Genomic DNA, 24,709 nt, shown 5'->3' on the forward strand with positions numbered 1-24,709 from the left:
CGTCAGTCGTGCGGCGCATTGCGCGATGATCGCTGATGCGCGGTCCCCCCTGCCGCACTCAGGTTGTACGCCGTATTGACCAAGCCAATGTGCGAGAACCCTTGCGGGAAATTCCCGACCAAGCGCTTGCGCACCACGTCGTATTCTTCAGACAGCAACCCCAGGTCATTGCGTAGCGACAGCAGGCGCCCAAACAATTGGTGCGCGTCGGCAAGCCGGCCTTGCATGATGTACGCATCGGCCAGCCAGAAGCTGCACGCCAGGAATACGCCTTCGTCGCCGGGCAGGCCGTCGTCACTGTGCTGGGTGGAATACCGCAGCAGCAGGCCATCGCGCAGCAGTTCGCGTTCGATGGCGTCCACAGTGCCGGTCACGCGCGGATCATCCGGCGGCAGAAAGCCCACTTGGGGAATCAGCAACAGGCTCGCGTCCAGCGCCGTGCCGCCGTAGTACTGCACGAAGGTGTTGCGCTGCGCGTCAAAGCCGTGCGTGCAGATGTCTTGGCGGATTTCGTCGGCCAGCGCACGCCAACGGTCCACCGGGCCTTCCAGGCCAAATCGTTCGCAGGATTTCACGGTGCGATCCAACGCCACCCAGCACATCAGCCGCGAATGCGTGAACGCGCGGCGGGGTCCGCGCACCTCCCAGATGCCGTGATCTGGCTCGCGCCACAAGTCCTCGAGCGCCGTGAGCAGCACTTTTTGCATACGCCATGCTTCAGCCAGCGGCGCCAGATCGGCCACACGGCCAGCGTGCAGGGTTTCGATCAGTTCGCCATACACGTCCAGCTGCATTTGCCCGGCCGCGGCGTTGCCCATGCGCACGGGCGCGCTGCCTTCATAACCAGGCAGCCAGGGAATGTCGTGTTCGGGCAGCCAGCGTTCGCCGGCAATACCGTACATGATCTGCAACTGATTGGGGTGGCCCGCCGCGGCGCGCAGCAGCCATTGCCGCCAGGCCTCGGCCTCTTCGCGATACCCGGCGTTCAGCAGCGCGTACAAGGTCAGCGCCGAATCACGCAGCCAGCAGTGGCGATAGTCCCAATTGCGGCTGCCGCCCAGTTGCTCGGGCAGCGACGTGGTGGGCGCTGCGACGATACCGCCTGTGGGTTGAAACGTCAGCAGCTTGAGCGTGATCAGTGACCGCACTACCGCGTCGCGCCGCTCGCCGGGGCCGTTCTCCCAATGGCAGCGCTTGGCCCATTCATGCCACCACGCAATCGTGCGGTCCATGCTTTCCATGCGGTCTGGCACGAAATGCGGCATCTTGTGCGAGCGGTGATACGACAAGGTGAACGGCACGGTCTCGTTTTGCCGCACGGTGAAATCCGCCACGCTTTTCATGTCGCGGCCAACCAGCGGCACGGCCGTGTGCAGCTCGACGGCGTCGGGTCCGGCGATGGCGCTCAAACCGTAATCGCGCCGACGTACCCAAGGCACCGCCTGCCCGTAGTTGAAGCGCAGCGTCAGTTCCATATGCATGTCGACGTGGCCCCACTCGCCTTGCACGATACGCACCACGTCCACGCGTTCTTCATCGTCGCTAAGCGGCATGAAGTCGTAGACCCGCACGGCGCCGGTAGGCGTTTTATGGCGGGTTTCCAGCACGGCGGTTTCGGGCAGGTAGCGGCGGGTGGTGTTGCAGCCCGTATCAGAGCCAGTATCAGAGCCCGTATCGCAGCCCGTGTTGTCGCCCGTGGGATGGTTCGCGGAATTGTCCGTGGGGTTTTCCACGGCAGGCGCCGTATTGCGCGGCGCAAGCAGCCAGCGTCCATGGCTGTCGTCGCCCAGCAAGGCGGCGAAGCAGGCGGACGAATCGAAATGCGGCAGGCACAGCCAATCAATGGAGCCGTCGCGCGCAACCAGCGCCGCCGACAACATATTGCCGATCAAGCCGTAGTCTTCCAGGGGTTTGGACATATGCGCTTAACCCGCGCCGCGAAATTCGGGGTACAGCGTCATGCCGCCATCGACGAACAAGGTCGACCCCGTGACGTAATCAGAATCGTCGCTGGCCAACCACGCCACGGCGCGCGCCACGTCTTCCGGTTCGCCGATGCGTCCGTACGGAATCAGCTTGAGCAGCGACGCCAGGGCTTCCGGCGTGTTCCAGGCGGGAGCATTGATGGGCGTGCGGATGGCGCCGGGCGCAACGGAATTCACGCGTATCTTCATCGGCGCAAGCTCTTGCGCCAGCGACTGCATCAGCAGCGACACGCCGCCTTTCGAGGCCGCATAGTTGGATTGGAATGCCCACGGAATCACTTCGTGAACGGAGCTGATGAAGATGATTTTTCCGGCGGCGGCTTCGGCGGGCGGCTTCGGCGTGCGATTCAAAAACGCCCGTGCGGCCGCGCGTGCGCACAGAAACTGGCCGGTCAGATTGGTGTCGATCACCTTTTGCCACTGGGCCAGCGTCATGTCCTGGATGGGAGCAGGCTGCTCGATGCCCGCGTTGTTGACCAGGATGTCGATGTCTTGAAAGTGATTGCTTGCCGCGCGGAACAATTGCTCGACATCGTCTTCGCGGCTAATGTCGGCGGCGATTGCAACGGCTTGTCCGCCTGCGTTGGTGATGTCCTGGACGACGGCATGGCCGCGTTGTTCGGAGTCTTGGTTGGGGCGATGGTTGACGACCACTTTCGCGCCTGCCCGCGCGAGTTCCAGCGCCACGCCGCGCCCGATGCCTGAGTTGGCGCCGGTGACGATGGCCACACGCCCGGATAAGTCCACTGCATGCCGCATGCTGCTCTCTCCTTGCGGCGAGCCGATCCGGGGCGATGGCCGTGCGGATCTTGTCGCGCCGCGTTCGATAGCGAAAGTTCAGCTTAGTCCCGAACGCGTGCGGCTTCAACCTTCGGCTTCAAGCCTTCTCCCGCCGCCGTGCTCCGGCGCTTCGGCTCAGCTGACGTACCAGCCGCTGTTGTCGATACCCAACCCCATCAATAACAACCCGCAGGCAAGATGTCGTCCAGGTAAGCGCCCGGATTCGGTTCTGCCGTGAGCATGTGCCGCACCCATGCATCGCGCTCGTGCGCCGTGATGACCAGTTCCCAGACGCAGGCAAGGGCAGGCGCGTGGACGGGCGTGAATACTTCGGGCCGTTCTAGCGGCGCCGATAGCATGCGCTGGCACACGATGCCGCCTGAGATCCACCAGTCCACCAGCAACCACACGGCTTCTTCGCCGACGTGGACGATGCAGAATCCCAGACCATGGCTGCGCTGGTCGCCGGCAGGTTCGGTTAGCACTTCCACCATCGCAGCACGCACCGAGGCGAGCACCTTATCGGCCAGTACGACTGAACCCGCATCGATATCGCGATGAATACCGTAGACCTTGATGGCATGACCGGCGCCGCGCCAGATTTCAAGGGGTGCGATGCGGCGGGGAGCGTAGGGTTCGGGAGCAAGGCTCATTTCAGCAAGCTCGCGTACGCGTCGACCAAATCGTCGAAATGATGGAGCAGAACGTCTGGCGCGAGTTCCGCAGCTGGAATGTCGGAGTAGCCGAAATCGACCAGAATCAACGGCGTGCCGGCAGCCCTCGCCGCGCCGGCGTCGGTGTCGGCGTCGCCCACCATGACGGTGCGGGCCAGGTCGCCGCCCACCGCCTGGACCGCTTCGATCAGATGGGCGGGGTCGGGTTTGGCTGCGGTGACGGCGTCGATGCCGACGACGCCGTCGAACCATTGCGCCATGCTCAGTTTGCTCAGCAGTGTTCGTGACAAGCCGGTGGGTTTGTTGGTGCAGACGACGAGCGTTGCGCCGCGTTCCTTCAGCACTTTCAACGCAGCGACGACGCCGGGGAAGGGCCGGGTTTCGTCGGCGATATGCGCGCTGTAATGGCTGATGAAGCGGCCGAAGAGCGCGGCGGTACGGGCGGCAGGGTCTTGTTCGCCTGCCGCCGCAAGGCCGGATTGCAGCAGCCAGCGGGCGCCACGGCTGACGAAGGGCCGGCCGGCTTCATAGGCCAGAGGCGGGTAGCCCTCGGCGGTCAGAATGGCATTCACGGCGCCGATCAGGTCGGGGGCCGATTCGACCAACGTGCCGTCAAGATCGAAGGCGATGGTGGCGCCGTCCAGTGCGTTGAGATCCGTCGTCATCATGTTCCTTCGTGCGCCCCGCCCACAGAATCGCGATACGCCACCGCGTACATCGTCATCACCACGAACGTGATCGGGACGCAGAGCAACACGCTTAGTGCGGCCATCGGCCAGTGTTCGGTTTCGAAGGCGCCGTAGGTCAACGGTTCGAGGTTGATGGCGGCAAAGCTGGCCATCGCGATCAGTGCGAGCAGACACACCATCAATGGCCAACGCGGATAGTGCATCGGGGCACGTACACCGCCAGTGCCGGCCTCGTCAGCGCGTATCCCACCCAGTCCATACTCCCCTGTTACCGCAGCGCGTGGCAGGCTCACGCCGTACACGGCAAGCGCGTACAACACCGGCAGCCAGATCACCGCTAGCGCGGCGAGCAATGCGGCATAGAAGCGTCCGTCGGGCGGTGCGTCCAGCAACATGTAGACCGCATATGGCAGGTCGCCGGTTGCGCGCGCCAGGGCCGTGATGACGATGGCGATTGCGCTCAGCAGAACCAGGTACCGCGCCTCGCCCGAGCCGCCACGCGCAACGGGCAAGCGGCTGGCCTCGCCCGCGGCGGCAATCCGGTGCCAGGCGTACGTCATGCGGGCAAACGCGATCAGGTTGATCAGGGTCAGCGCGGCCCACAGCAAATCCGATGGCTGGTTCAAGCGTGAAAACGTCAACGCAAACGGCAGCGTTAACGTGAACGCGGCCAACGACCAGGGCGCTGCGGCCAGCATGGCGCGGCCCTGGCGGCGGAGGACGCTGGCGGTTGCCGCCGCAAGACGGCCGGCCCCAAATTTGATCGACACAAGATTCCTTTTTTTTGGAAAAAAATGGCGGGTTGTTTATACCGCAGCCCCCGCTTTCCTGCGTAAACTTCGGGCATGCTACGCATCGACAATCTCAGCAAACGCTACGGCGACTATCTCGTCTTCCAAGGCCTGACGCATACGTTCACGCCGGGATGCGTGGCGCTATGCGAAGAAGACAGCACCGGCAAATCCAGCTTGCTGGGCATCATCGCGGGCGCGGTGGCGCCGGATGACGGCGACGTCTGGATCGACGGACATTCGCTCGCCCACGCACCGCAACAAGCCCGGGCCCGTCTGGCCTATGTGCCCGACAATTGCCTGGCGTTTCCCACCCTGACCGGGCGTGAGCTGCTGCGGCAAGTGGCCGACGAAAAGCACGTGCCGCTTGATGCTGCTGTGCTTGACCTTGCGTATCGTCTGGGCCTGGAGCCGCATCTGGACAAGCGCTTCGAACAGATGTCGACCGGTACGCGCCGCAAGGTGTATCTGACGGCCGCGGCGCTGGGGAATCCCGCGGTTGTCATTGCGGATGGCCCCAGCAGCGGCCTGGATGCGCAGGCCCGCGCCGTGCTGGCCGACGTGTTCAAGACCTGGGCGCAGGACCGCGTTGTGCTGTTCGCCAGCCACGATGCCGAACTTGTCGAGGCCTGTGACGCCAGCACGGTCAACGTGGCGGACTTGCGCTGACGTTGCGCCAGCTGGGAATCTCATATTCATAGGACGCCGCTTCCAGCGTGTCGTACTGCTTGAACCACGGGGCGACGTGCGGGTCGATATCGGCCGCCAACGTTGCCAGCCACGCCGCCAGTTCTTCCTCTGAGGTCAGCGTAATCAGCGCGCCGCTGGCAAAGCTGTTGTCGTCCACCAGACCTTGATTCGGCACGAGATACGCACGCCGATACAAGCGGCCTTTGTCCCAGATTTCGGTGGGCACATACACCGGCCATTCCCGCTCATAAGGCACGGACACGTACAGACCCAGCGACACCCGCTGCCGGTTCTCGAACGAGTCCTTGTAGCGGATCAGCTCTACACCTTGCTCGACGTCGCCCACCTTGCGCCACAGGCAACGCTTGCGCTTCTTGCGCCAGCCGGCAAAGGCGGGATGCGGCCGCAGCGTTTCCATAAAGCCGTTTTCGATGGGCTCGAAGTCGATAGGCATGTGAGCGTCTGATGGGTTTTCTTGCGCGACATTCAACACGGAACTCGCCCATCGTGCGTGGCAAAACATGACAAATGCAACGATTTCCTGGCGCGCTGGCGCACTGGCGGCATCGCGATATCATGGCCGGGCCGTTTTTTCTGCGAGGCCGCGCTGGCACGCCCTCGCCGTCCATCCTTGAATCAGAAAAAGGAAAGAAGAACGATGTCGCTTGGTCCCGTGCTCGCCCGAGCTTGCCTGATTGGACTTTTCACGCCTGCGGTCGCCCTTGCGCTGTCGCCGCCCGACCCCGAATGGGTCGCGAAAGTGGCCGAAACAACGGAGCGGCAACGGTCGAGCTTCGATAACGCGATTGGCAGTCTTGTGCGCGACGGCATGGCTTTGTTGGTGATTCCGACCATCAACCTTGATGCGGGGGGCCAGCGTAATTTCGACGACGCAGCCACGCGTGAGAAGTTTCTGCGCCAGCAAAGCCTGTTGATGCGTTGGAATCATAAGACCGAGCGCGACTATGCCATCACCACCGGCCATGGCAAACACAAACTCGATCACTTCGACCTTGGGCCTCAGTTCCAAACACCAAATGGCGCGATCACGTATCAGGTGATTCCCGTGTGGCCGGGCGAATACCGTCTCAACGTCATCACTTATCGTCAGCCAGGAGCCGCGACTCCCAACGGGACGAGGAGTTGGACAATAGATGAGGCGTTGGAAGAAGTCGGCGTGTCTACGCTGATCGAGACGACGGATATCGGCTACAAGAAAACGGGTCCGTGGCCGCAGTACGAGAAAGCAACCGATGACGGATTGGGCGAGGGGTGCGAAGTGGTAGTACGTCTGGGGGGCGGCTGCGATGAAGCCGCTCGTGAATTCCGGTGGCAGCGCAGCGCCCAGCGCGGCGTCGAGGCCGGCACGGCCGAGGAGCTAGAGGTGCGAGGCATGACTGTGCAACTGCACTTTGCTCCGATCGCGTCAATCACCTTGAAAGAAGGCGAGGTCGTGTTGACCGATGGTTTCGTACTGATGGACGGCCAACCCGTGCTGAACATGGACAAGTGCCAGAAAACCGCGCGTGACACGATGTGCCTGATTCAGTCACTGACCGTGCAGCGCTTGCCCGCCAGCATCGAGAATTTTCGTCAGGCGCCCAGCGCCACGAGTTTCAAGATGCCCAAGATGGATGAGTTGCTGCGCGGCATGGTCTACAGAAAGCCAACCGTATACGGAAAGCCGATAGACAAGGCGTCGCCAAACGTGATCGAGGCATTCCGATAGCCAGGCTTGGCGGGGTAATGGGTTACGCGCGGGTTACGCCCCTACCCCATCGTCACGCCACCCCACCAAACCGCTTATCCAGATACGCAATGATCTCGTTGGATTCATACATCCAGCGCGTGCCGTCCGCGTCTTCGATCCGCAGGCAAGGCACTTTCACCTTGCCGCCGCCCGTCARCAATTGCTCACGCGCTTGCGGATCATTCTTGGCGTCGCGCAGCGCGACCGGCACATTCAGGCGATGCATTGCGCGACGCGTCTTCACGCAGAACGGGCAGGCATTGAATTGATAGAGCGCGAGCGCGGCGGCGTCTTTATTGACCGCCGCCTGGCCTTGTGCCGAGCGCTTCTGCGGGCGCGGGCGCGTCAACGCGTCGCCCAGCACAATCAACTGACCCAGGCCGACACGTAGGGCTTTCACAAACATGGTTGGGGACTCGATAGGAAGAAAGAGGCAGCCAGTCTACCCTGTGTGCCTTCAGCCCTGTGACCTCAAGCCGATGACTTCAAGCCGATGACTTCAAGCCCATGACCTCAAGCCCATGGCTTCACGCCTGCTTCTGCGCCGTCTCGTGCCCCTGCAAGGTCTTCAGCTTTCTTAATTCCGGGAACCATCGCATCCATAACCCGGCAACCGCGATGGTTCCCATGCCGCCAATCACCACCGCCGGCACGGCGCCGAACAGTTCCGCCGTCAGTCCGGATTCAAATTCGCCCAGCTGATTCGACGCGCCAATGAACAAGGTGTTTACCGCGCTGACGCGCCCCAGCATGTGGTCGGGCGTGTTCAGCTGCACCAGCGACGAGCGCACCACGACGCTCACCGCGTCCGCCGCGCCCAGCACCACCAGCGCGGCGACTGATAGCGGAATGGAGGTCGACAAGCCAAACACCGTGGTCGCCAGCCCGAACACGATCAGCGAACCAAACAGCAACCGGCCCACGTGTTCGCCCAGGCTCAAGCGGGCCAGCGTCAGCGACATCAACGCCGCGCCGCAGGCGGGGGCCGCGCGCAACGCGCCCAGCGCCCAGGGGCCGGCGTTGAGGATGTCTTTGGCGAAGATCGGCAGCAGCGCCGTGGCGCCGCCCAGCAGCACGGCGAACAAGTCCAGCGACAAGGTGCCAAGCAGCAAGCGCCGCTGGAAGATGAACGTGATGCCGGCGAACAGCGTGCGCCACGTCGTTGGTTCCTTGCGCGGCGGGGCGCGTTCGATCACCAGCGTGGCAATCGACGCGAAGGCCGACAGGTACAACGCCGCGGCGACACAATAGATCCACCCTGCCCCAAATCCGTAACCGATGCCGCCCAGCGCGGGGCCGGCGATCTGCGCGATCTGGCCGCCCGAAGACGCCAAGGCGGTTGCGCGTGGCAGCCATTCGCGGGGCACCACGGCGGGGATCAGCGTGGACAAGGTCGGCGCTTCGAAGGCGCGCGCCGAGCTCATGATGATGATGGTGGCGTAGATCAGCGTCTTGCCGCCCACGCCGTGCAAGGCGGCAATGGCCAGCACCAGCGTGGCCAGCGTTTCCAGCGCCATGCAGAGGGCGACGATCTTGCGGCGGTCGTAGCGGTCGGCGACGTGGCCCACCACCAGCGTCAACGCGGCCATGGGCAGAAACTGCGCCAGGCCGATCAGCCCCAGGTCGATCGCGCTGCCGGACAGCGCGTAGATCTGCCAGCCCACCGCCACCGAGACGATCTGAAAGGCCAACGACGCGCTGACGCGCGCGAACAGGAAGTGCAGGAACGGGGGGCGGGTAAGCGGACTGGGGGAATCGGGGGCGGGCATGGGAGCGTGCGCGGCAGGCGCGCGGGCGGCGCCGGAAGGCACATTCTAGTGACAGCCGGCTGACGCGAAACTAAAGCGCCAGCCGGCAGGGCGATAGCCTGCGGTCAATGAGGCAAGCCTGACGACCACCGCGATGGCGCGCCAGGGCAAGCGCCTACGCCCCGATCGACACCAGTTCAGCGCCTTCGGTGACCTGGTCGCCCACGCCGTAGAACACTTCTTCGACCTTGCCATCGGCGGGGGCGGAGATCGTGTGTTCCATCTTCATGGCTTCCATCACCAGCAGCGGTTGGCCCTTTTCGACGGTGTCGCCCGCCTTGACCGAGATCGAGATGATCTTGCCGGGCATCGGGGCCGTCAGGCCGCCGCTGTGCTCGCCTTGCGTGTCCTGCGCGTGCGTGAGGGGGTCGTAGAGCTCCAGGACGTGCACGCCGCCTTCGCCGAAGACGTGGGCGCGGTCGCCATGCAGCACGACCGTGCCGGCGTTCTCGTGGCCTGCCAGCGTGATGCGCAGGCCATAGGCCAGGTTCGGGTTGGCGCTGGCGTGCGAGCGCCACAGGAACGGTTGGGCGCCCGCGCCGGTGTCCAGCGTCCACGCGCCGCCCTGGCGGGCCACGGTGACGCGCCGCGTCTCGCCGTTGTCCACCCATTGCAGATGGCGTTGATATTGGTTGCCCAGGCGCCAGCCGTCGCGCGCGTCCCAGGGGTCTGCCGGACCCTTGCCGGAGGATGCCAGGCCGGGCTGGGCCAGGCCCTGGCGCACCAGCACGGCGGCCGAGGCCAGCGCCAGCGTGGCGGCATTGGCGGCTTGCGGTTCCGGCAGCAGCGTGGCGCGCTGGCGTTCGATCAGGCCCGTGTCCAGGTCGGCGGCGGCAAAGGCGCTGTCGCTCATCAGGCGCGACAGGAACGCGACGTTGGTTTGCACGCCCACGGCCTGCGTTTGCGCCAGCGCTTGCAGCATGCGGGCACGCGCCTGGTCGCGGTCAGCGCCGTGCACGATCAGCTTGGCGATCATCGGGTCATAGAACGGCGTGATCGTGTCGCCCGTGCGCACGCCGCCATCTACGCGGATATCGCCGTTGGTGAACGCGGTGTGCGGGGGCAGGCCCAGGTAGGCCAAGGTGCCGATCGACGGCAGGAAGCCCTTCTCTGGGTTCTCAGCGTAGATGCGGGCTTCGATGGCGTGGCCATTGATGCGCAGGTCTTCCTGGCGTGCAGGCAGCGGCTGGCCGGCCGCTACGCGCAATTGCCATTCAACCAGATCGTGACCCGTGATCATTTCGGTGACCGGGTGTTCGACCTGCAAGCGCGTATTCATTTCCATGAAGTAGAAACGGCCGTCGGGCTCCGAGATGAACTCGACGGTGCCTGCGCCTACGTAGCCCACGGCGCGCGCGGCGGCCACGGCGGCCTCGCCCATGGCGCGGCGGCGTTCTTCCGTCATGCCCGGCGCGGGGGCTTCTTCGATGACTTTCTGGTGGCGGCGCTGCACCGAGCAATCGCGTTCAAACAGATAGACGCAATTGCCATGCGTGTCGGCGAACACCTGGATTTCAATGTGGCGCGGCTTTTGCAGATAGCGTTCGATCAGCACGCGGTCGTCGCCGAAGCTGGACGCGGCTTCACGTTGGCACGAGGCCAGTGCATCCAGGAATGCGCCCGATGATTCCACGACGCGCATGCCCTTGCCGCCGCCGCCCGCGCTGGCCTTGATCAGCACGGGGTAACCGATGCCATCGGCTTGGGTCTTGAGGAATTGCGGGTCTTGGTTGTCGCCGTGATAGCCCGGCACGAGCGGCACGCCGGCCTTTTCCATCAACGACTTCGCGGCCGACTTGCTGCCCATGGCGGCAATGGCCGAGGCGGGCGGGCCCACGAACGAGATGCCGGCTTTTTCCGCGGCTTCGGCAAAGGCTTCGTTTTCCGACAGGAAGCCGTAGCCCGGGTGGATGGCGCCCGCGCCGGTGTCGATGGCGGCTTGCAGAATGGCGTCGGCGCGCAGGTAGCTCGCGCGCGGTTCCGATCCGCCGATGTACACGGCCTGATCGCAGGCCGCCACGTGGCGCGCATTGGCGTCCGCATCCGAATACACGGCAACGGTGCGGATGCCCATGCGTCGGGCGGTGGCGGCGACGCGGCAGGCAATCTCTCCGCGATTGGCAATCAGCAAAGTGTCGAACATGAATGTCATCCTGGCTGGTGTTCTTCTTGATCTGCGGGGGCGGCGGTGGCGCCTGCCCTACATGCGGAACACGCCGAAGCGCGTGTCTTCAATTGGCGCATTCAGCGCGGCCGACAACGCCAGGCCCAGCACGCGGCGCGTGTCCGCCGGGGCGATGATGCCGTCGTCCCACAGGCGCGCCGTTGCGTAGTACGGATGGCCTTCGTGTTCGTACTGTTCGCGGATGGGCGCCTTGAAGGCGGCTTCTTCGTCGGCCGACCACTTGCCGCCGCGCGCTTCGATGCCATCGCGCTTGACGGTGGCCAACACGCTTGCAGCCTGCTCGCCGCCCATCACCGAGATGCGCGCGTTGGGCCACATGAACAGCATGCGCGGGGAGTAGGCGCGGCCGCACATGCCGTAGTTGCCCGCGCCAAACGAGCCGCCGATCAGCACGGTGAACTTCGGCACGGCGGCCGTTGCCACCGCCGTCACCATCTTGGCGCCGTGGCGCGCGATGCCTTCGTTTTCGTACTTGCGGCCCACCATGAAGCCGGTGATGTTCTGCAGGAACACCAGCGGAATCTTGCGCTGCGCGCACAGTTCAATGAAGTGCGCGCCCTTCTGCGCCGATTCCGAAAACAGGATGCCGTTGTTGGCGACGATGCCTACCGGCATGCCCTGGATGTGCGCAAAGCCCGTGACCAGCGTGGGGCCGAAGCGCGCTTTGAATTCGTCGAACTCGGAGCCGTCAACGATGCGCGCAATCACTTCGCGCACGTCGTAGGGCTTGCGGGTGTCGGCGGGGATGATGCCGTTCAATTCGCTGGGGTCGTAGCGCGGTTCGCGCACGGGAATGGTCGCCAGCGGCGCGGGCTTCTTGCGGTTCAGGCGCGCCACAGCGTTGCGCGCCAGTTGCAGCGCATGCATGTCGTTGGCGGCCAGATGGTCGACCACGCCGGACAGGCGCGTGTGCACGTCGCCGCCGCCCAGGTCTTCGGCGCTGACTTCTTCGCCGGTGGCCGCTTTCACCAGCGGCGGGCCGCCCAGAAAGATGGTGCCCTGGTTCTTCACGATGATGGATTCATCGCTCATGGCGGGCACGTACGCGCCGCCCGCGGTGCACGAACCCATCACCACGGCGATCTGCGAAATGCCTTGCGCAGACATCTGCGCCTGGTTGTAGAAGATGCGGCCGAAGTGTTCGCGGTCTGGGAAGACTTCGTCTTGTTGCGGCAGGTTGGCGCCGCCCGAATCCACCAGGTAGACGCAAGGCAGATGGTTTTGCGCGGCGATTTCCTGCGCGCGCAAATGCTTCTTGACCGTCATCGGGTAGTACGTGCCGCCCTTGACGGTGGCGTCGTTGCAGACGATGACGCATTCGGTGCCCGACACGCGGCCGATGCCGGTGATGACGCCGGCGCCCGGCGCGTCGCCGTCGTACATATCGTGCGCCGCCATGGGCGACAGTTCCAGGAACGGGGTGCCCGGATCGATCAGGTTCTCGACGCGGTCGCGAGGCAACAGTTTGCCGCGCGCCACGTGCTTGGCGCGCGCGGCTTCACTGCCGCCCAGCGCGGTCTGCGCCAGTTTCTGATTCAGATCATCCAGCTGCGCCTGCATGGCGCGCGCATTGTCGGTGTAGTCCTGCGACCGCGGATTGATGCGGGATTCGATGATGGGCATGGGGTTCCACCCGTCCTGCTTGATTGGAATTTGAAGGCGCTCTGGTTGAGCGGTTTGTCTCGCTGCCCGGTGGGCCGGGCATTCTTGTCGATTGGGTTTTCGTTGCGCCTTTCCAAGCATGGCCCGCGACTCGTTGTCGCGTCCGGAAGCCACACAAGAAAGGCGCGGCGAAAAGCCAATCGGGAGACGGAGGGTGAGTCCGTCTCCCAGGCATTGCCTTAGACCATTTCGATGGCCATTGCGACGGCTTCACCGCCGCCGATGCACAGCGTGGCGACGCCGCGCTTGCCGCCAGTCTTGCGCAGCGCGCCAACCAGCGTGGCCATCAGGCGCGCGCCCGATGCGCCGATCGGGTGGCCCAGGGCGGTGGCGCCGCCGTTGACGTTGACCTTGTCGTGCGGCAGCTTGAAGTCGGTCATGGCGGCCATGGTGACCACCGCGAAGGCTTCATTGATTTCGTACAGGTCCACGTCTTCGGCCTTCCAGCCGGTCTTGGCGAACAGGTTCTTCAGCGCGCCAACCGGGGCGGTGGTGAACCAGCCCGGTTCTTGCGAGTGCTGGCTGTGCGCCACGATGCGGGCCAGCGGCTTCACGCCGAGCTTTTCGGCGGTGGACGCGCGCATCAGCACCATGGCGGCAGCGCCGTCGGAGATCGACGACGAGTTCGCGGCGGTGATGGTGCCGTCCTTCTTGAAGGCGGGCTTCAAGGTCGGGATCTTTTCCGGCATGGCCTTGGTGGGGGCTTCGTCGGTATCGATCACGGTGTCGCCCTTGCGGCCGGCGACGGTGACGGGGGCGATTTCCCACTTGAAGCTGCCATCTTCCGTGGCGGCGCGGGCGCGGCGCAGCGATTCCAGCGAGAACGCATCTTGCTGTTCGCGCGTGAATTCGTATTTGGTGGCGCAGTCTTCGGCGAAGACGCCCATGGCCTTGCCCTTGTCGTACGCATCTTCCAGGCCGTCCAGCGCCATGTGGTCATACACGGTGTTGTGGCCAAAGCGGTAGCCCTGGCGCGCCTTGAGCAGCAGGTACGGCGCGTTGCTCATGCTTTCCTGACCACCCGCGACGACAACTTCGGCGCTGCCGGCGGCCAGCAGGTCATGGCCGAACATGGCTGCCTTCAGGCCCGAACCGCACACCTTGTGGATCGTGGTGCACGCCACGCCCAGCGGCAGGCCTGCGCCGAGTGCGGCTTGACGCGCGGGCGCCTGGCCCTGGCCGGCTTGCAGCACGTTGCCCATGATGACTTCATCAACTTGCTCGGGCTTGATGCCGGCGCGCTCGATGGCGGCCTTGATGGCCACCGCGCCAAGCTCATGCGCGGCCAGGCCGGACAAGCTGCCCAGCATGCCGCCCATGGGGGTGCGGGCGACGGAAACGATAACGATGGGATCTGACATGACTAGCTCCTGTGAGGGTCGGGACAGCGTCTGGGAGTCGGAACTGCGCGGGTGCCTGAAGGGCGTGCCGATCGCAGCCGTCTGTCCGTATCGTAAGGGAAAAATTCTTCAATTCGGCCTTGCGCCACCTGGGTGCGGCAGGCCTGCCACCAGTCCGGCTCCAGCAAGTCGGCATGGTGACGCATGAAGGCGCCGCGCACGCGCGCGTCGCCTAGCAGGAAGCGGCCGAATTCTTCGGGGAATACGTCGTTCGGTCCGATGGCGTACCAGGGTTCGGACGCCATTTCCGCTTCTTCGTTGGGGGCCGGCGGGATGCGCCGGAAATTCATCTCGGTCATGCGCTGGATTTCGTCGTAGTCATAAAAGACGACCCGGCCCAGCCGCGTGACGCCGAAGTTCTTGTACAGCATGTCGCCGGGGAAAATATTGGCCGCCGCCAGCTGACGGATCGCATCGCCGTATTCACGCACGGCGGGTTCCAGCAGCGCGTCGGACGCCTGGCGCAGATAGATGTTCAACGGCGTCATCCGCCGTTCGATGTAGACGTGGCGGATGACGACGGTGTCATCCGTTTCTTCGATCAGGCTGGGCACAAGCCGCCGCAATTCATCCAGCAGCGCCGGCGCGAAACGGCTGCGCGGCAGCGCCACCTGCGAGTACTCCCAGGTATCAGCCATGCGGCCGACGCGGTCGTGCAGCTTTACCATCTGGTACTTGCGCCGCACGGTGGCGTGGTCCATGCCGTCTTTGTCGATGCGGTCCTTGATCAGCTTGAACACGTACGGGTAAGACGGCAGCGTGAACACGCACATCACCATGCCCTTGATGCCGGGCGCAATGTCGAAGGCGTCGCGCGAATGGGTCAGGTGATGCAGGAAGTCGCGGTAGAACAGTGTCTTGCCCTGCTTTTGCAGGCCGATCATGGTGTAGAGCTCGGCCTTGGGCTTGCGCGGCAACAGGCTCGCCAGGAAGTTCACCACCGCCGCGGGCGTTTCCATGTCGACCAGGAAATACGCGCGTGTGAAGCTGAACAGCGTGCTCAGGTCATCCGCGCCCAACAGCAGCGCGTCCAGCGTCACCTGCCCTGCCGGATTGCGCGTGAGCGCCACGGCAAAGGGGTAGACGGTGGTTTGGTTGATCAGGCGGCCAACGATGTAGGCGCCCTTGTTGCGAAAGAACAGCGAGCCCAGCGCATGAATCTGGCAGTCGCTGGCGATGCGCCGGCCCACATGGCGCGGCAGCAGCGTACGCAATTGCTTGACCGCGGCGCGCGCCAGCATGCGGGTGTCGCGTGGCAGGTCTTCAAACGGCAGCGCCAGGCCGAAGTCGGCCACCATGCGGATCAGGCTTTTTTCCATGCCGTCGGTGGCCGGGTAATACACCCGGTACGACGGCATGCTGCTGTCCAGATATTCCGTTGCAACGGCGGGCCGCACGAAGAGGAAATCGTTGTGGAAATAGTCGCGGTGCAGCAGCCGGCACGTTACCGAATTGAAAAACGTTTCGGCGCATTCGGGCTGCTTGTGTTCGCCCAGCAGGCCCACGAATTCCTGTTTGATCTGTTGCCAGTAGGCGGTCTGGGCGTCGGTCAGCGCGGGCACGGCCGCGCCGTTGCCGTTGCTGGTGCCGTTGTGGCTGGGGATGTCGTCCAGCGCGCTCTCGGGGCGCCCGCGCAACACGCCTTCCAGTTGCGTGGCGCATTCGCGCACGCGCATGTCGTAGTACTCGATGCGTTCGCGCGACAGGTGCTGAATGCCGTGCCAGTCGCCGGATTCGAACAGCGCCTTGGCGCGCTGCGCGCTGTAGCGAAACAGCGCGTAGTGGCGATCAAAGCCCGCCAGAATCCGCCGCGCGACATCCAGCGGAGACGGCCCCGGGGCGGGGGCCGGCTCGATATGCTGGACGTCGGACAGGCGGATCATGGCGGAGCGCTCGGCCGGCGGATCAGGCGGTTTCGTTGAACAGTTCGCGGCCGATCAGCATGCGGCGGATTTCGCTGGTGCCCGCGCCAATCTCGTACAGCTTGGCGTCGCGCCACAGGCGGCCCACCGGGTAGTCGTTGATGTAGCCGTTGCCGCCCAGGATCTGCACGCCCTCGCCCGCCATCCATGTGGCTTTCTCGGCGGTGTACAGGATGAGCGCGGCGCAGTCCTTGCGCACCTGGCGCACGTGTTCGGCGCCCAGCTTGTCCAGGTTCTTGCCCACTTGGTAGCAGAAGGCGCGGCTGGCTTGCAGCGTGGTGTACAGGTCGGCGACTTTGCCCTGGATGAGCTGGAATTCGCCGATGGCCTGGCCGAATTGCTTGCGGTCATGGATGTACGGCACCACCACGTCCATCACGGCCTGCATGATGCCCAGCGGGCCGCCAGACAGCACGGCGCGTTCGTAGTCCAGCCCGCTCATCAGCACCTTCACGCCGCCGTTGACCTGGCCCAGCACGTTCTCTTCGGGAATCTCGCAGTCCTGGAACACGAGCTCGCCCGTGTGGCTGCCGCGCATGCCCAGCTTGTCGAGCTTTTGCGCTACCGAGAAACCCTTGAAGCCCTTTTCGACCAGGAACGCGGTGATGCCACGCTGGTGGGCTTCGGGGTCGGTCTTGGCGTAGACGACGAGCGTGTCGGCGTCGGGGCCGTTGGTGATCCACATCTTGGTGCCGTTCAGCACGTAGCGGTCGCCTTTTTTCTCGGCGCGCAGCTTCATGCTGACGACATCCGACCCGGCGCCCGGTTCGCTCATGGCCAGCGCGCCCACGTGTTCGCCCGAGATCAGCTTGGGCAGGTACTTGGCTTTTTGCGCGGCCGTGCCGTTGCGGTTGATCTGGTTCACGCACAGGTTGGAGTGCGCGCCGTAGGACAAGCCCACGGAGGCGCTGGCGCGCGAGATTTCTTCCATCACCACCATGTGGGCCAGATAGCCCATGTTGGCGCCGCCATATTCTTCGTCGGCCGTCATGCCCAGCACGCCAAGTTCGCCAAATTTGCGCCAGAGGTCCATGGGGAACTGGTCGCTGCGATCCACTTCCGCCGCGCGCGGCGCGATCTCGGCCTGCGCAAAATTGCGCACCGCGTCGCGCAGCATGTCCAGGTCTTCGCCCAGGTCGAAGTTCAGGCCGGGAAGATTCATCGATGTCTCCGTGATAGTGGGTACTTACATTCTTATGGGCGCCTGTGGTCTGCGCCTTGTTTGCATCGCGTGGCTCATCATGCGCCGACACGGCGTCGCTGCGCAATGATGCACCGCAAATATTACGTTTACGTAAACGTAAATTGGAGTCGGGTTATCCCTAGGGAAATGAGTATTTCCCAGGGAGTAACGGTGAGTAATATCCGTCTCTGTCCCTGAAATCTGCCTCGACAAGTCGGAGTTTGCCGTGCTCGAACTATCCAATCTGGAAGAAATTGTGGCGCTGCGGCGCGATATTCATATGCACCCGGAGCTCTGCTATGAAGAGCACCGCACGGCCAAGGTGGTGGCCGATACGCTGCAAGGCTGGGGCATCGAAACGCATACCGGCATCGCCAAGACGGGCGTGGTCGGGGTGATCAAGCGTGGCACGTCGGACCGCGCCATCATGCTGCGCGCCGACATGGACGCGCTGCCCATGCAGGAAGAAAACCAGTTCGAACATCGTTCGCGCCACGACGGCAAGATGCACGGCTGTGGCCACGACGGCCACACGGCCATGCTGCTGGCTGCGGCCCAGCATTTGCAAACCGCAGGCGGCTTCGATGGCACCGTGTACCTGTGCTTCCAGCCGGCCGAAGAAGGCGGCGCGGGCGGGCGCGCGATGATCCAGGACGGCTTGTTCACGCGCTTTCCGTGCGAAGCCGTGTTCGGCATGCACAACTGGCCGGGCCTGCCCGCCGGATCGTTCGGCGTGTGCGCCGGCCCGATGATGGCGGCGGCCAATGGCTTCAAGATCACCGTCAAGGGCAAGGGCGGCCACGCCGCCGCGCCGCAAGACTGCGCCGACCCGGTGCCTGCGTTGTTCGCCATCGGCCAGTCGCTGCAAACCATCCTGACCCGCAGCAAGCGCCCCTTGGATGCGGCCGTGCTGTCGATCACGCAGGTGCAGGCGGGCGGCACCGTCATCAACGTCATCCCCAACACGGCGTGGCTGGGCGGTTCGGTGCGCGCGTACAGCACCGATGTGGTGGACCTGATCGAACGCCGCATGAAGGAAATCGCCAGCAACATCGCGGCCGCGCACGGCTGCGAGGCCGATGTGTTCTTCGAGCGCCGCTACCCGGCGCTGGTCAACACGGTGGCCGAGACCGAGTTCTGCATGAACGTCATGCGTGACGTCGTTGGCGACGAGCGTGCGCTGACGATCGAACCCGCCATGGCCTCGGAAGATTTCGCTTTTCTGTTGCAGGAAAAGCCCGGCTGCTATGTGTTCCTGGGTAACGGCGATGGCGAGCACCGCGTGGCCGGCCACGGCCTGGGCCCGTGCATGCTGCACAACGCCAGCTATGACTTCAATGATTCTTTGATTCCGGCGGGCGCGTCGTACTGGGTTCGCCTGGCGCAACGCTACCTTGCGGCCTGAGCGCCGCGCCCGCTTGATGGGCTTCACCGCTACACGGATTACGTTCGACGCTTTACCCACCGCAGTGCTACGCAACATCACTAGGACGATATGAAAAAGAAGACATTGCTGATCAAGGCCGCGGGGGCGGCCCTGGCAATCATGGCAAGCGGCGCGATGGCCCAGCAAAGCTGGCCCGCCAAGCCTGTGACGCTGGTCGTGCCCTACACCGCCGGCGGCAGCGCCGATGCGATCGGGCGCCGCCTGGGCGACGCGTTGCGCAAGGAAGCCAACGTGACCGTGATCGTTGAAAACAAGCCGGGCGCGGGCGCGTCTGTGGGTACGGACTTTGTGGCTCGCGCGCAGCCGGACGGCACCACGCTGCTGTTGGCGTCCACCAGCCCGCTGACCATCTTCCCGCATCTGGCCAAGACCAACTACGACCCGATGAAGGACCTGACGCCGGTGGCCAGCGTGGCCGTGGCGCCGGTGGCGATCGTTGCCACCAAGTCGTTGCCGGTGAAGGATTTCGCGGGGCTGGTCGAGTACGCCAAGTCGCATCCGGAAGGGGTGCGTTATGGCACCCCGGGCCAAGGCACCGTGGCCCACATCGGCATGGCCGCTGTCACCACGCAGACCGGCACCAAGATGCTGCACGTGCCGTATCGCGGCAACAGCCAGGCGCTGACCGATGGCTTGGGCGGCGTGATTGAACTGCTGGTGGTCAATAGCGATGTGGTGTTGCCGCATGTGGCCAATGGCGCATTGAAGCCGTTGGCCGTGATGGCGCCGCAACGTCTGGCCGCCTGGCCCGACGTGCCGACGATGGCCGAATTGAAGATGCCGCAAGCGCAGTACTACTCGAACTTTGGCGTGTTCGCGCCGGCCAACCTGCCGCCGGCTGTGTCGCAGCCGCTGCAAGCGGCGTTGACCAAGGCCGTTGCCAGCGCCGAGTTCCAGGACCTGCTGGCGAAGTCGTACCTGCAACCTGGTACGGCATCGGGCGATGCGTTCGTTAAGCAGGTGCAGGCGGAATTCACGAACAACGCCCGCATCATCAAGGAAGGCAATATCAAGGCTGAGTAAGCCTGGGTTCAATCGTGCCGATTGCGTAAGCGTCCCCGTGTTGGGCCTACGGCTTTAAGGCCTCCAGCGTGGGGCGCTTACGCGATTTTTGTGGCGCACCCCGTTCATCCACGGGCAGCGGCGCCACCCGATACCGCATTCGGGCCAATGAATCTGCTTTGGTGATCCGCGCGATGTGCGCGCATTGCGCACACCAATGCCCGGCCCGGATCGACGCGAATGGCGCATACCAATCGTGCCCGCGATGGCATAGCCAATGCAGCTTCTTGGTGGTGTTTACATAGCTGGATGACAGGCATTGCCCGCCGCGTTCGCGCGCTGCGTGATGCGCCGCTTCGATGCCCAGGCGCTTGTTGACGTTCGCACACACGCCGCACCAACTTCCCAACAGTATCTTGCCGCCCGTGGTCAGCCATTCATGGCCTTCCGTGCAACGGAATCGGTAGCGCACGCCCAGCCCGTGATACGCGTCCGACAAGCAGGCGCCGCCACGTTCGGCGGCCTTGCGTTGCAGGCGTTCCAGGCCGTCCGGGTGCCGATACCCTTCAACCTTGCGCAGCCGCGCGCATTCCGGGCACCAGGTGCGCCGCAGGACGTCGGCGCCGGGGGCGTTCCATTCATGGCCCGCGCCACAGCGAAAGCGGAACACGCGTTGCCCGCGAGGGCTTGCCGTGTCCAGGCAGACGCCGCCGCGCGCCGCTGCCGTTTGATGAATACGAGTCAGCAGATCGTCGCGCCTGCGCCGGTAGCCGGCATCGCGTCCGCAGACGGGGCAACCGGTACGATCCAGCGCCTTGTTGCCGTTGCGGGTCCAGCGGTGACCGGCCTGGCATTGGAAGCGATGCGGCCTGTCCCAGCCGAGCCAGTGCGATTCCAGGCATTGCACGCCGGCCTCTTGCGACAAGGCGCGCAAGCGGGTGAAGTTTGCTTCTGCCGTACAGACGGGGCATTTGGTCTCGCGCGCGCGGCCAAACGTTTGCAAGGTGCGGTCAAAGCGGTGCCCTGCGCGGCATTGAAAACGGTACATCGCAGACAAGCCGCGCCAGTCGCTATCCAGGCACTCAAAGCCTGCGGCGTCGGCGGTTGCGCGAAGCTGCGGCTGGCGGTCAAGAATGGGGTGAGGACGGCTCTTGTGCATGGAGCCGATCTTGCCTTCCCGCCGTGCGCAAAGATATTGGATGAATCCGATTTTGGGTCGGAACTATCAACGCCGATCGCGGTGACGCCACGCGGGCGGCCGCGCGCTTGATCAACGGCCGATGCAGGCCCGAAGGTTTACGCGCTGCGCGGCCCGAACATGATGACGAGCATGCCCGCGATGCACAGGCCCACGCCGACCCAATCGCTGATGCTGGGCCGCACGCCGTCTACCGCCCACAGCCACAGCAGCGCCATGCCGATGTACACACCGCCATACGCCGCGTAGACGCGGCCCGAAGCGGTGGGATGCAAGGTCAGCAGCCACGCGAACAGCGCCAGACTGATGGCGGCGGGCGCCAGCAGCCAGATGGAATGGCCCTTGCGCAGCCACAGATAGGGCAAATAGCAGCCGATGATTTCGGCCAGCGCGGTCAGGACGAACAGCGCAACGGTTTGCAGGGCGGCCATGATGCGGCCCTTACGGCTTTTGCGCCAGCAGCACGCGGCATTCGCGTTCCTGCCGTGCAATCTCTTGCAAGGTGTCTTCGATGTCGCGGCGTTGTTGTTCGAGCGTGGCGCGATGCTGTTCCAGTACGCTCAGGTACTGACGCAGCTGCACTTCGGTATCGCCCGGCCCGTCATACATGTCGATCAGGGTCAGGATTTCGGACAGTTGCAGCCCCAGCCGCTTGCCGCGCAGCGCCAGCTTCAGGCGTGTGCGGTCGCGCGGACCGAAGATGCGGTTGCGGCCCTCGCGCGCCGGGCTGACGATCCCCTGGTCTTCGTAGAAGCGGATCGTGCGGGGCGTGACGTCGAACTCGCGGGCGAGTTCAGAGATGGTCCAGGTTGACGAGGGCATGCGACGTGTGGCAGTTTACGTAAACGTAAATTATGATGACTTGACGTGAACGTCAAGCGTGGAGCGAGAGGCAATGAACCCCAACGAACAGAAATTGCAGTATCCCTGGGCGGACTTCCAGCCCGAAGCCGGCCACGCCCATGTGGTGACGGAGGGCGTCAAATGGATTCGGATGCCGCTGCCGTTCGCGCTGGATCATATCAACCTCTGGCTGCTGCGCGACAACATCGACGGCCGCGACGGCTGGACGATTGTTGACTGTGGCATCTCGCGCGACGAGGTCAAGTCGTTGTGGGAAGACGTTTTCAAGAACGAACTGGAAGGGCTGCCGGTGTTGCGTGTGCTGGTCACGCACATGCATCCTGACCACATCGGCCTGGCCCATTGGCTGTGCGAGCGCTGGGACGCGCAGCTGTGGATGACGATGACGGACTTCATGGTGGCGTCGTTGTGGTCGTCGCGCCGCAATGAGGCCGGCGGCGGCCCGGGCGGCCAATCGGCGGTGGCGCATTTCGCCCGCCACGGCCTGACCGACCCGGACGCGCAGGAGCAAATCCGCCAGCGCGCCAACTACTACCCGAACCTGGTGCCCGCCGTGCCCGCGCGCTACACGCGCATCATGCACGGCGATCAGGTCCGCATCGGCGGCCGCGATTGGCGCGTGATTGTCGGCTACGGCCATGCGCCGGAACATGCGTCGCTGCACTCGCCCGGCGTGAACGTGCTGATCTCTGGCGACATGGTGTTGCCGCGCATCTCGACCAACGTCAGCGTGTTCGATTACGAACCCGATGCCAATCCCCTGCCCTTGTATCTGCGGTCGCTGGATGGCTATGACGGCTTGCCGGATGACACGCTGGTGCTGCCGTCGCATGGCCGGCCGTTCACCGGTTTGCACGAGCGCATCGCGCAACAGCACGAGCATCACCGTGACCGGCTGGCGGAAGTGCTGGAAGCGTGCACGGTGCAGCCGCAGTCCACGTCCGACATCGTGCCGGTGCTATTCAAGCGCAAGCTGGATCTGCATCAGCTGACCTTCGCCATGGGCGAGGCGCTGGCGCATCTGCACGCGCTGTATTTCGAAGGCAAGCTGAAACGCGCGACCGGGGCGGATGGCATCGTGCGCTTCACGGCGGCGTGATCGGCCACTCACACCGCCGCGCTGATGGGGGCGTTGCGGCCCCTCTTAGCGCGTCGCGGTGGCCAGCCTGACGGCCAGGCCCACAAACACCAGCGCGGCGATGCGGTTCAGCCAACGCTTGGCCGTCACCGAGCGTTGCAGCAGTTCGCCGAACGCGCCCGAGAAGAATGCGATGGCGCCAAACACCAGCAACGTCGACACCATGAACACCGCGCCCAGCTGCATGACCTGCACGCCGACGGGGCCAAGCGCGGGGGTGGTGAACTGCGGCAGAAACGCGAAGAAGAACAGCAGCACCTTGGGGTTCGTCAGGTTCATGACGATGCCGCGCCGGTACAGCGCGCCGGGCTTGAGCGGTTCGGGCCGCTTGCCATCTTCCGCTTCGACGGGCGCGCGCAAAATCTGCCACGCCAGATACGCAAGATACGCAGCCCCCGCCAGCTTCAGCGCTGTGAACGCCATGGGCGACGCGGCGAACACCGCCGCCAAACCCAGCGCCACGGCCGCCGTGTGACCCAACAGGCCGGTGCACAGGCCCAGCACCACCAGCATGCCCGCCTTGCGTCCCCAGATAGCCGATTGCATCAGCACGAACAGATTGTCTGGCCCGGGCGTCAAGGCCAACAGGACGGCAATGCCGAAAAAAGCGATCAAGGTATCAAGGGGCAGCATGGGATTTCGCCTGGTGCGGGTGGGTTCCGGTCAGCCGGAGAATGGCATCATAAGGGCAAAATCCACGCCGTCCACCCCGCGCTACCGGACATACAAGGAGAGAGAGACACGCCATGACGACTCATGCTGCAAGCGCTGACACAACCCCTGGCGCAAACCCTGACGCCAGTCTTGACCCTAACCTTCACTCAAAGCTCGACGCAAGCGCTGACGCAACAGCCCAGCTGGCCGGTGGCGACGCCGCGCTCGAAGCGTGGCTCTTGGCGCGCCACAGCTGCCGCGCGTTCCTGCCCGCGCCTGTGCCACGCGGCGTCATTGAACGGATTCTGACCCTGGCCCAGCGCACGGCGTCGTGGTGCAACTGCCAGCCCTGGCAGGTGGCGATTACCGAAGGCGCAGGCACTGATCGTTTACGGGCGGCGCTTACCGCACGAGCCGAACACGCCGGCTTCACGCCCGACTTCCCCTTCCCCCGCGAGTACCGCAACGAATACCTGGCCCGCCGCCGCGAGTCGGGCTTTCAGCTGTACGGTGCGGTGGGCGTGGCGCGCGGCGACCGCGATGCCTACCGCCAGCAAGAGATGCGCAACTTCCAATTGTTCGACGCGCCGCACGTGGCCATCATCACCACCGACGAGGCGTTGGGCGAATACGGCGCGATGGACTGCGGCGGGTACGTTGCCAACTTCCTGCTGGCGGCCCAGGCCAATGGCGTGGCCACCGTGGCTCAGGCGTCGCTGGCGATGTACCCCGAAGTGCTGCGCGACGTGCTGGGCATTGCGCCCGGCCGGCGCGTGGTCTGCGGCATTTCCTTTGGCTATGCCGATACCGCGCATCCCGCCAACAGCTACCGCACCCGGCGCGCCGAGCTGCCGGAAACCGTCAACTGGGTCACGAGTTAGGGGCAG

Annotated in this window: 23 protein-coding genes; 6 read left to right on the top strand and 17 right to left on the bottom strand. The window is 64.5% G+C overall.

Going from position 1 to position 24,709, the window contains the following annotated elements; all coding sequences use genetic code 11:
* Window positions 1-2: 2 nt before the first annotated feature.
* The 5 genes from AC1DSJ_RS09125 to AC1DSJ_RS09145 form a co-directional block, all read right to left on the bottom strand.
* Window positions 3-1,919: a glycoside hydrolase family 15 protein gene (locus AC1DSJ_RS09125; RefSeq protein WP_441372639.1), complete on the bottom strand. Its 1,917-nt coding sequence runs from the start codon at window positions 1,917-1,919 to the stop codon at window positions 3-5.
* Window positions 1,920-1,925: 6 nt separating this feature from the next.
* A complete protein-coding gene (locus tag AC1DSJ_RS09130) occupies window positions 1,926-2,744 on the bottom strand; it encodes an SDR family oxidoreductase (protein ID WP_175170485.1) in 819 nt (272 codons plus the stop codon).
* Between the two features lie 197 nt (window positions 2,745-2,941).
* Window positions 2,942-3,418, bottom strand: coding sequence for a hypothetical protein (locus tag AC1DSJ_RS09135; protein ID WP_441372638.1), 477 nt, complete (start codon window positions 3,416-3,418; stop codon window positions 2,942-2,944).
* Complete coding sequence (gene gph, locus AC1DSJ_RS09140) at window positions 3,415-4,107, bottom strand: phosphoglycolate phosphatase (RefSeq protein ID WP_441372637.1); 693 nt, start codon at window positions 4,105-4,107, stop codon at window positions 3,415-3,417. Before gph ends, AC1DSJ_RS09135 begins: the two co-directional genes overlap by 4 nt.
* Window positions 4,104-4,898 carry a hypothetical protein gene (locus AC1DSJ_RS09145; RefSeq protein ID WP_441372636.1) on the bottom strand — a complete coding sequence of 265 codons (795 nt, stop codon included), beginning with the start codon at window positions 4,896-4,898 and terminating at the stop codon, window positions 4,104-4,106. The genes gph and AC1DSJ_RS09145 overlap by 4 nt, the downstream gene beginning before the upstream one ends.
* Before the next feature lie 75 nt (window positions 4,899-4,973).
* Here AC1DSJ_RS09145 and AC1DSJ_RS09150 point away from each other — a divergent pair, with 75 nt between their 5' ends.
* Window positions 4,974-5,588 carry an ABC transporter ATP-binding protein gene (locus AC1DSJ_RS09150; RefSeq protein WP_441372635.1) on the top strand — a complete coding sequence of 205 codons (615 nt, stop codon included), beginning with the start codon at window positions 4,974-4,976 and terminating at the stop codon, window positions 5,586-5,588.
* Here the strand turns inward: AC1DSJ_RS09150 and AC1DSJ_RS09155 are convergent.
* Window positions 5,566-6,063: a hypothetical protein gene (locus AC1DSJ_RS09155; RefSeq protein ID WP_342066348.1), complete on the bottom strand. Its 498-nt coding sequence runs from the start codon at window positions 6,061-6,063 to the stop codon at window positions 5,566-5,568. The genes AC1DSJ_RS09150 and AC1DSJ_RS09155 overlap by 23 nt on opposite strands.
* A 57-nt stretch (window positions 6,064-6,120) precedes the next feature.
* On the opposite strand from AC1DSJ_RS09155, the gene AC1DSJ_RS09160 reads away from it, so the two are divergent.
* On the top strand, window positions 6,121-7,338 hold the full coding sequence (locus AC1DSJ_RS09160) for a hypothetical protein (RefSeq protein ID WP_441372634.1): 1,218 nt from the start codon (window positions 6,121-6,123) through the stop codon (window positions 7,336-7,338).
* 52 nt (window positions 7,339-7,390) lie between these two features.
* On the opposite strand, the gene AC1DSJ_RS09165 is transcribed toward AC1DSJ_RS09160, so the two are convergent.
* The 7 genes from AC1DSJ_RS09165 to AC1DSJ_RS09195 form a co-directional block, all read right to left on the bottom strand.
* Window positions 7,391-7,765, bottom strand: coding sequence for a glutaredoxin family protein (locus AC1DSJ_RS09165; protein ID WP_441372633.1), 375 nt, complete (start codon window positions 7,763-7,765; stop codon window positions 7,391-7,393).
* A gap of 121 nt (window positions 7,766-7,886) precedes the next feature.
* Window positions 7,887-9,128, bottom strand: a complete 1,242-nt coding sequence (locus AC1DSJ_RS09170; protein ID WP_054420978.1) for an MFS transporter — start codon at window positions 9,126-9,128, stop codon at window positions 7,887-7,889.
* A 154-nt stretch (window positions 9,129-9,282) separates the two neighbouring features.
* Entirely contained in the window at window positions 9,283-11,310 is a 2,028-nt protein-coding gene (locus tag AC1DSJ_RS09175; protein WP_346552442.1) for an acetyl/propionyl/methylcrotonyl-CoA carboxylase subunit alpha, read from the bottom strand.
* Window positions 11,311-11,367: 57 nt separating this feature from the next.
* On the bottom strand, window positions 11,368-12,975 hold the full coding sequence (locus AC1DSJ_RS09180) for a carboxyl transferase domain-containing protein (RefSeq protein WP_054420980.1): 1,608 nt from the start codon (window positions 12,973-12,975) through the stop codon (window positions 11,368-11,370).
* A 218-nt stretch (window positions 12,976-13,193) separates the two neighbouring features.
* Window positions 13,194-14,375 carry an acetyl-CoA C-acetyltransferase gene (locus AC1DSJ_RS09185; protein WP_054420981.1) on the bottom strand — a complete coding sequence of 394 codons (1,182 nt, stop codon included), beginning with the start codon at window positions 14,373-14,375 and terminating at the stop codon, window positions 13,194-13,196.
* Between the two features lie 2 nt (window positions 14,376-14,377).
* Window positions 14,378-16,297 (bottom strand): bifunctional isocitrate dehydrogenase kinase/phosphatase, encoded by a 1,920-nt coding sequence (gene aceK, locus AC1DSJ_RS09190; RefSeq protein WP_441372632.1) that lies wholly within the window; start codon window positions 16,295-16,297, stop codon window positions 14,378-14,380.
* Between the two features lie 22 nt (window positions 16,298-16,319).
* Window positions 16,320-17,498, bottom strand: coding sequence for an isovaleryl-CoA dehydrogenase (locus AC1DSJ_RS09195; RefSeq protein ID WP_054420983.1), 1,179 nt, complete (start codon window positions 17,496-17,498; stop codon window positions 16,320-16,322).
* Window positions 17,499-17,745: 247 nt separating this feature from the next.
* On the opposite strand from AC1DSJ_RS09195, the gene AC1DSJ_RS09200 reads away from it, so the two are divergent.
* Both AC1DSJ_RS09200 and AC1DSJ_RS09205 read left to right on the top strand, forming a co-directional pair.
* Window positions 17,746-18,924 (top strand): M20 aminoacylase family protein, encoded by a 1,179-nt coding sequence (locus tag AC1DSJ_RS09200; RefSeq protein ID WP_441372631.1) that lies wholly within the window; start codon window positions 17,746-17,748, stop codon window positions 18,922-18,924.
* Window positions 18,925-19,014: 90 nt separating this feature from the next.
* Entirely contained in the window at window positions 19,015-19,989 is a 975-nt protein-coding gene (locus tag AC1DSJ_RS09205) for a Bug family tripartite tricarboxylate transporter substrate binding protein (protein ID WP_054420985.1), read from the top strand.
* Window positions 19,990-20,035: 46 nt separating this feature from the next.
* Here AC1DSJ_RS09205 and AC1DSJ_RS09210 read toward each other — a convergent pair whose 3' ends face one another.
* From AC1DSJ_RS09210 to AC1DSJ_RS09220, 3 genes are all read right to left on the bottom strand, one after another.
* Window positions 20,036-21,127, bottom strand: coding sequence for an FmdB family zinc ribbon protein (locus AC1DSJ_RS09210; RefSeq protein WP_441372630.1), 1,092 nt, complete (start codon window positions 21,125-21,127; stop codon window positions 20,036-20,038).
* A gap of 137 nt (window positions 21,128-21,264) precedes the next feature.
* On the bottom strand, window positions 21,265-21,597 hold the full coding sequence (locus AC1DSJ_RS09215; RefSeq protein WP_175170493.1) for a YnfA family protein: 333 nt from the start codon (window positions 21,595-21,597) through the stop codon (window positions 21,265-21,267).
* A gap of 10 nt (window positions 21,598-21,607) precedes the next feature.
* The gene (locus AC1DSJ_RS09220) at window positions 21,608-21,988 is read right to left on the bottom strand and encodes a MerR family transcriptional regulator (protein ID WP_441372629.1); all 381 of its coding nucleotides are present in this window, start codon (window positions 21,986-21,988) and stop codon (window positions 21,608-21,610) included.
* 73 nt (window positions 21,989-22,061) lie between these two features.
* On the opposite strand from AC1DSJ_RS09220, the gene AC1DSJ_RS09225 reads away from it, so the two are divergent.
* On the top strand, window positions 22,062-23,129 hold the full coding sequence (locus tag AC1DSJ_RS09225; protein WP_441372628.1) for an MBL fold metallo-hydrolase: 1,068 nt from the start codon (window positions 22,062-22,064) through the stop codon (window positions 23,127-23,129).
* Window positions 23,130-23,174: 45 nt separating this feature from the next.
* Here AC1DSJ_RS09225 and AC1DSJ_RS09230 read toward each other — a convergent pair whose 3' ends face one another.
* On the bottom strand, window positions 23,175-23,801 hold the full coding sequence (locus AC1DSJ_RS09230; protein ID WP_054420989.1) for a LysE family translocator: 627 nt from the start codon (window positions 23,799-23,801) through the stop codon (window positions 23,175-23,177).
* 113 nt (window positions 23,802-23,914) lie between these two features.
* On the opposite strand from AC1DSJ_RS09230, the gene AC1DSJ_RS09235 reads away from it, so the two are divergent.
* On the top strand, window positions 23,915-24,703 hold the full coding sequence (locus AC1DSJ_RS09235; RefSeq protein WP_441372627.1) for a nitroreductase: 789 nt from the start codon (window positions 23,915-23,917) through the stop codon (window positions 24,701-24,703).
* Window positions 24,704-24,709 lie beyond the last annotated feature (6 nt).

It is taken from the genome of Achromobacter sp. 01N37, from assembly GCF_056399725.1.

What these genes read in the sequence shown, in the direction of transcription:
- AC1DSJ_RS09135 (WP_441372638.1), bottom strand. Translation starts at nt 3,418, where the DNA reads ATGAGCCTTGCTCCCGAACCCTACGCTCCCCGCCGCATCGCACCCCTT.
- AC1DSJ_RS09155 (WP_342066348.1), bottom strand. Translation starts at nt 6,063, where the DNA reads ATGCCTATCGACTTCGAGCCCATCGAAAACGGCTTTATGGAAACGCTG.
- aceK (WP_441372632.1), bottom strand. Translation starts at nt 16,297, where the DNA reads ATGATCCGCCTGTCCGACGTCCAGCATATCGAGCCGGCCCCCGCCCCG.
- AC1DSJ_RS09235 (WP_441372627.1), top strand. Translation starts at nt 23,915, where the DNA reads ATGACGACTCATGCTGCAAGCGCTGACACAACCCCTGGCGCAAACCCT.
- AC1DSJ_RS09225 (WP_441372628.1), top strand. Translation starts at nt 22,062, where the DNA reads ATGAACCCCAACGAACAGAAATTGCAGTATCCCTGGGCGGACTTCCAG.
- AC1DSJ_RS09130 (WP_175170485.1), bottom strand. Translation starts at nt 2,744, where the DNA reads ATGCGGCATGCAGTGGACTTATCCGGGCGTGTGGCCATCGTCACCGGC.
- AC1DSJ_RS09175 (WP_346552442.1), bottom strand. Translation starts at nt 11,310, where the DNA reads ATGTTCGACACTTTGCTGATTGCCAATCGCGGAGAGATTGCCTGCCGC.
- AC1DSJ_RS09210 (WP_441372630.1), bottom strand. Translation starts at nt 21,127, where the DNA reads ATGCACAAGAGCCGTCCTCACCCCATTCTTGACCGCCAGCCGCAGCTT.
- AC1DSJ_RS09215 (WP_175170493.1), bottom strand. Translation starts at nt 21,597, where the DNA reads ATGGCCGCCCTGCAAACCGTTGCGCTGTTCGTCCTGACCGCGCTGGCC.
- AC1DSJ_RS09125 (WP_441372639.1), bottom strand. Translation starts at nt 1,919, where the DNA reads ATGTCCAAACCCCTGGAAGACTACGGCTTGATCGGCAATATGTTGTCG.
- AC1DSJ_RS09205 (WP_054420985.1), top strand. Translation starts at nt 19,015, where the DNA reads ATGAAAAAGAAGACATTGCTGATCAAGGCCGCGGGGGCGGCCCTGGCA.
- gph (WP_441372637.1), bottom strand. Translation starts at nt 4,107, where the DNA reads ATGATGACGACGGATCTCAACGCACTGGACGGCGCCACCATCGCCTTC.
- AC1DSJ_RS09220 (WP_441372629.1), bottom strand. Translation starts at nt 21,988, where the DNA reads ATGCCCTCGTCAACCTGGACCATCTCTGAACTCGCCCGCGAGTTCGAC.
- AC1DSJ_RS09180 (WP_054420980.1), bottom strand. Translation starts at nt 12,975, where the DNA reads ATGCCCATCATCGAATCCCGCATCAATCCGCGGTCGCAGGACTACACC.
- AC1DSJ_RS09170 (WP_054420978.1), bottom strand. Translation starts at nt 9,128, where the DNA reads ATGCCCGCCCCCGATTCCCCCAGTCCGCTTACCCGCCCCCCGTTCCTG.
- AC1DSJ_RS09150 (WP_441372635.1), top strand. Translation starts at nt 4,974, where the DNA reads ATGCTACGCATCGACAATCTCAGCAAACGCTACGGCGACTATCTCGTC.
- AC1DSJ_RS09185 (WP_054420981.1), bottom strand. Translation starts at nt 14,375, where the DNA reads ATGTCAGATCCCATCGTTATCGTTTCCGTCGCCCGCACCCCCATGGGC.
- AC1DSJ_RS09230 (WP_054420989.1), bottom strand. Translation starts at nt 23,801, where the DNA reads ATGCTGCCCCTTGATACCTTGATCGCTTTTTTCGGCATTGCCGTCCTG.
- AC1DSJ_RS09195 (WP_054420983.1), bottom strand. Translation starts at nt 17,498, where the DNA reads ATGAATCTTCCCGGCCTGAACTTCGACCTGGGCGAAGACCTGGACATG.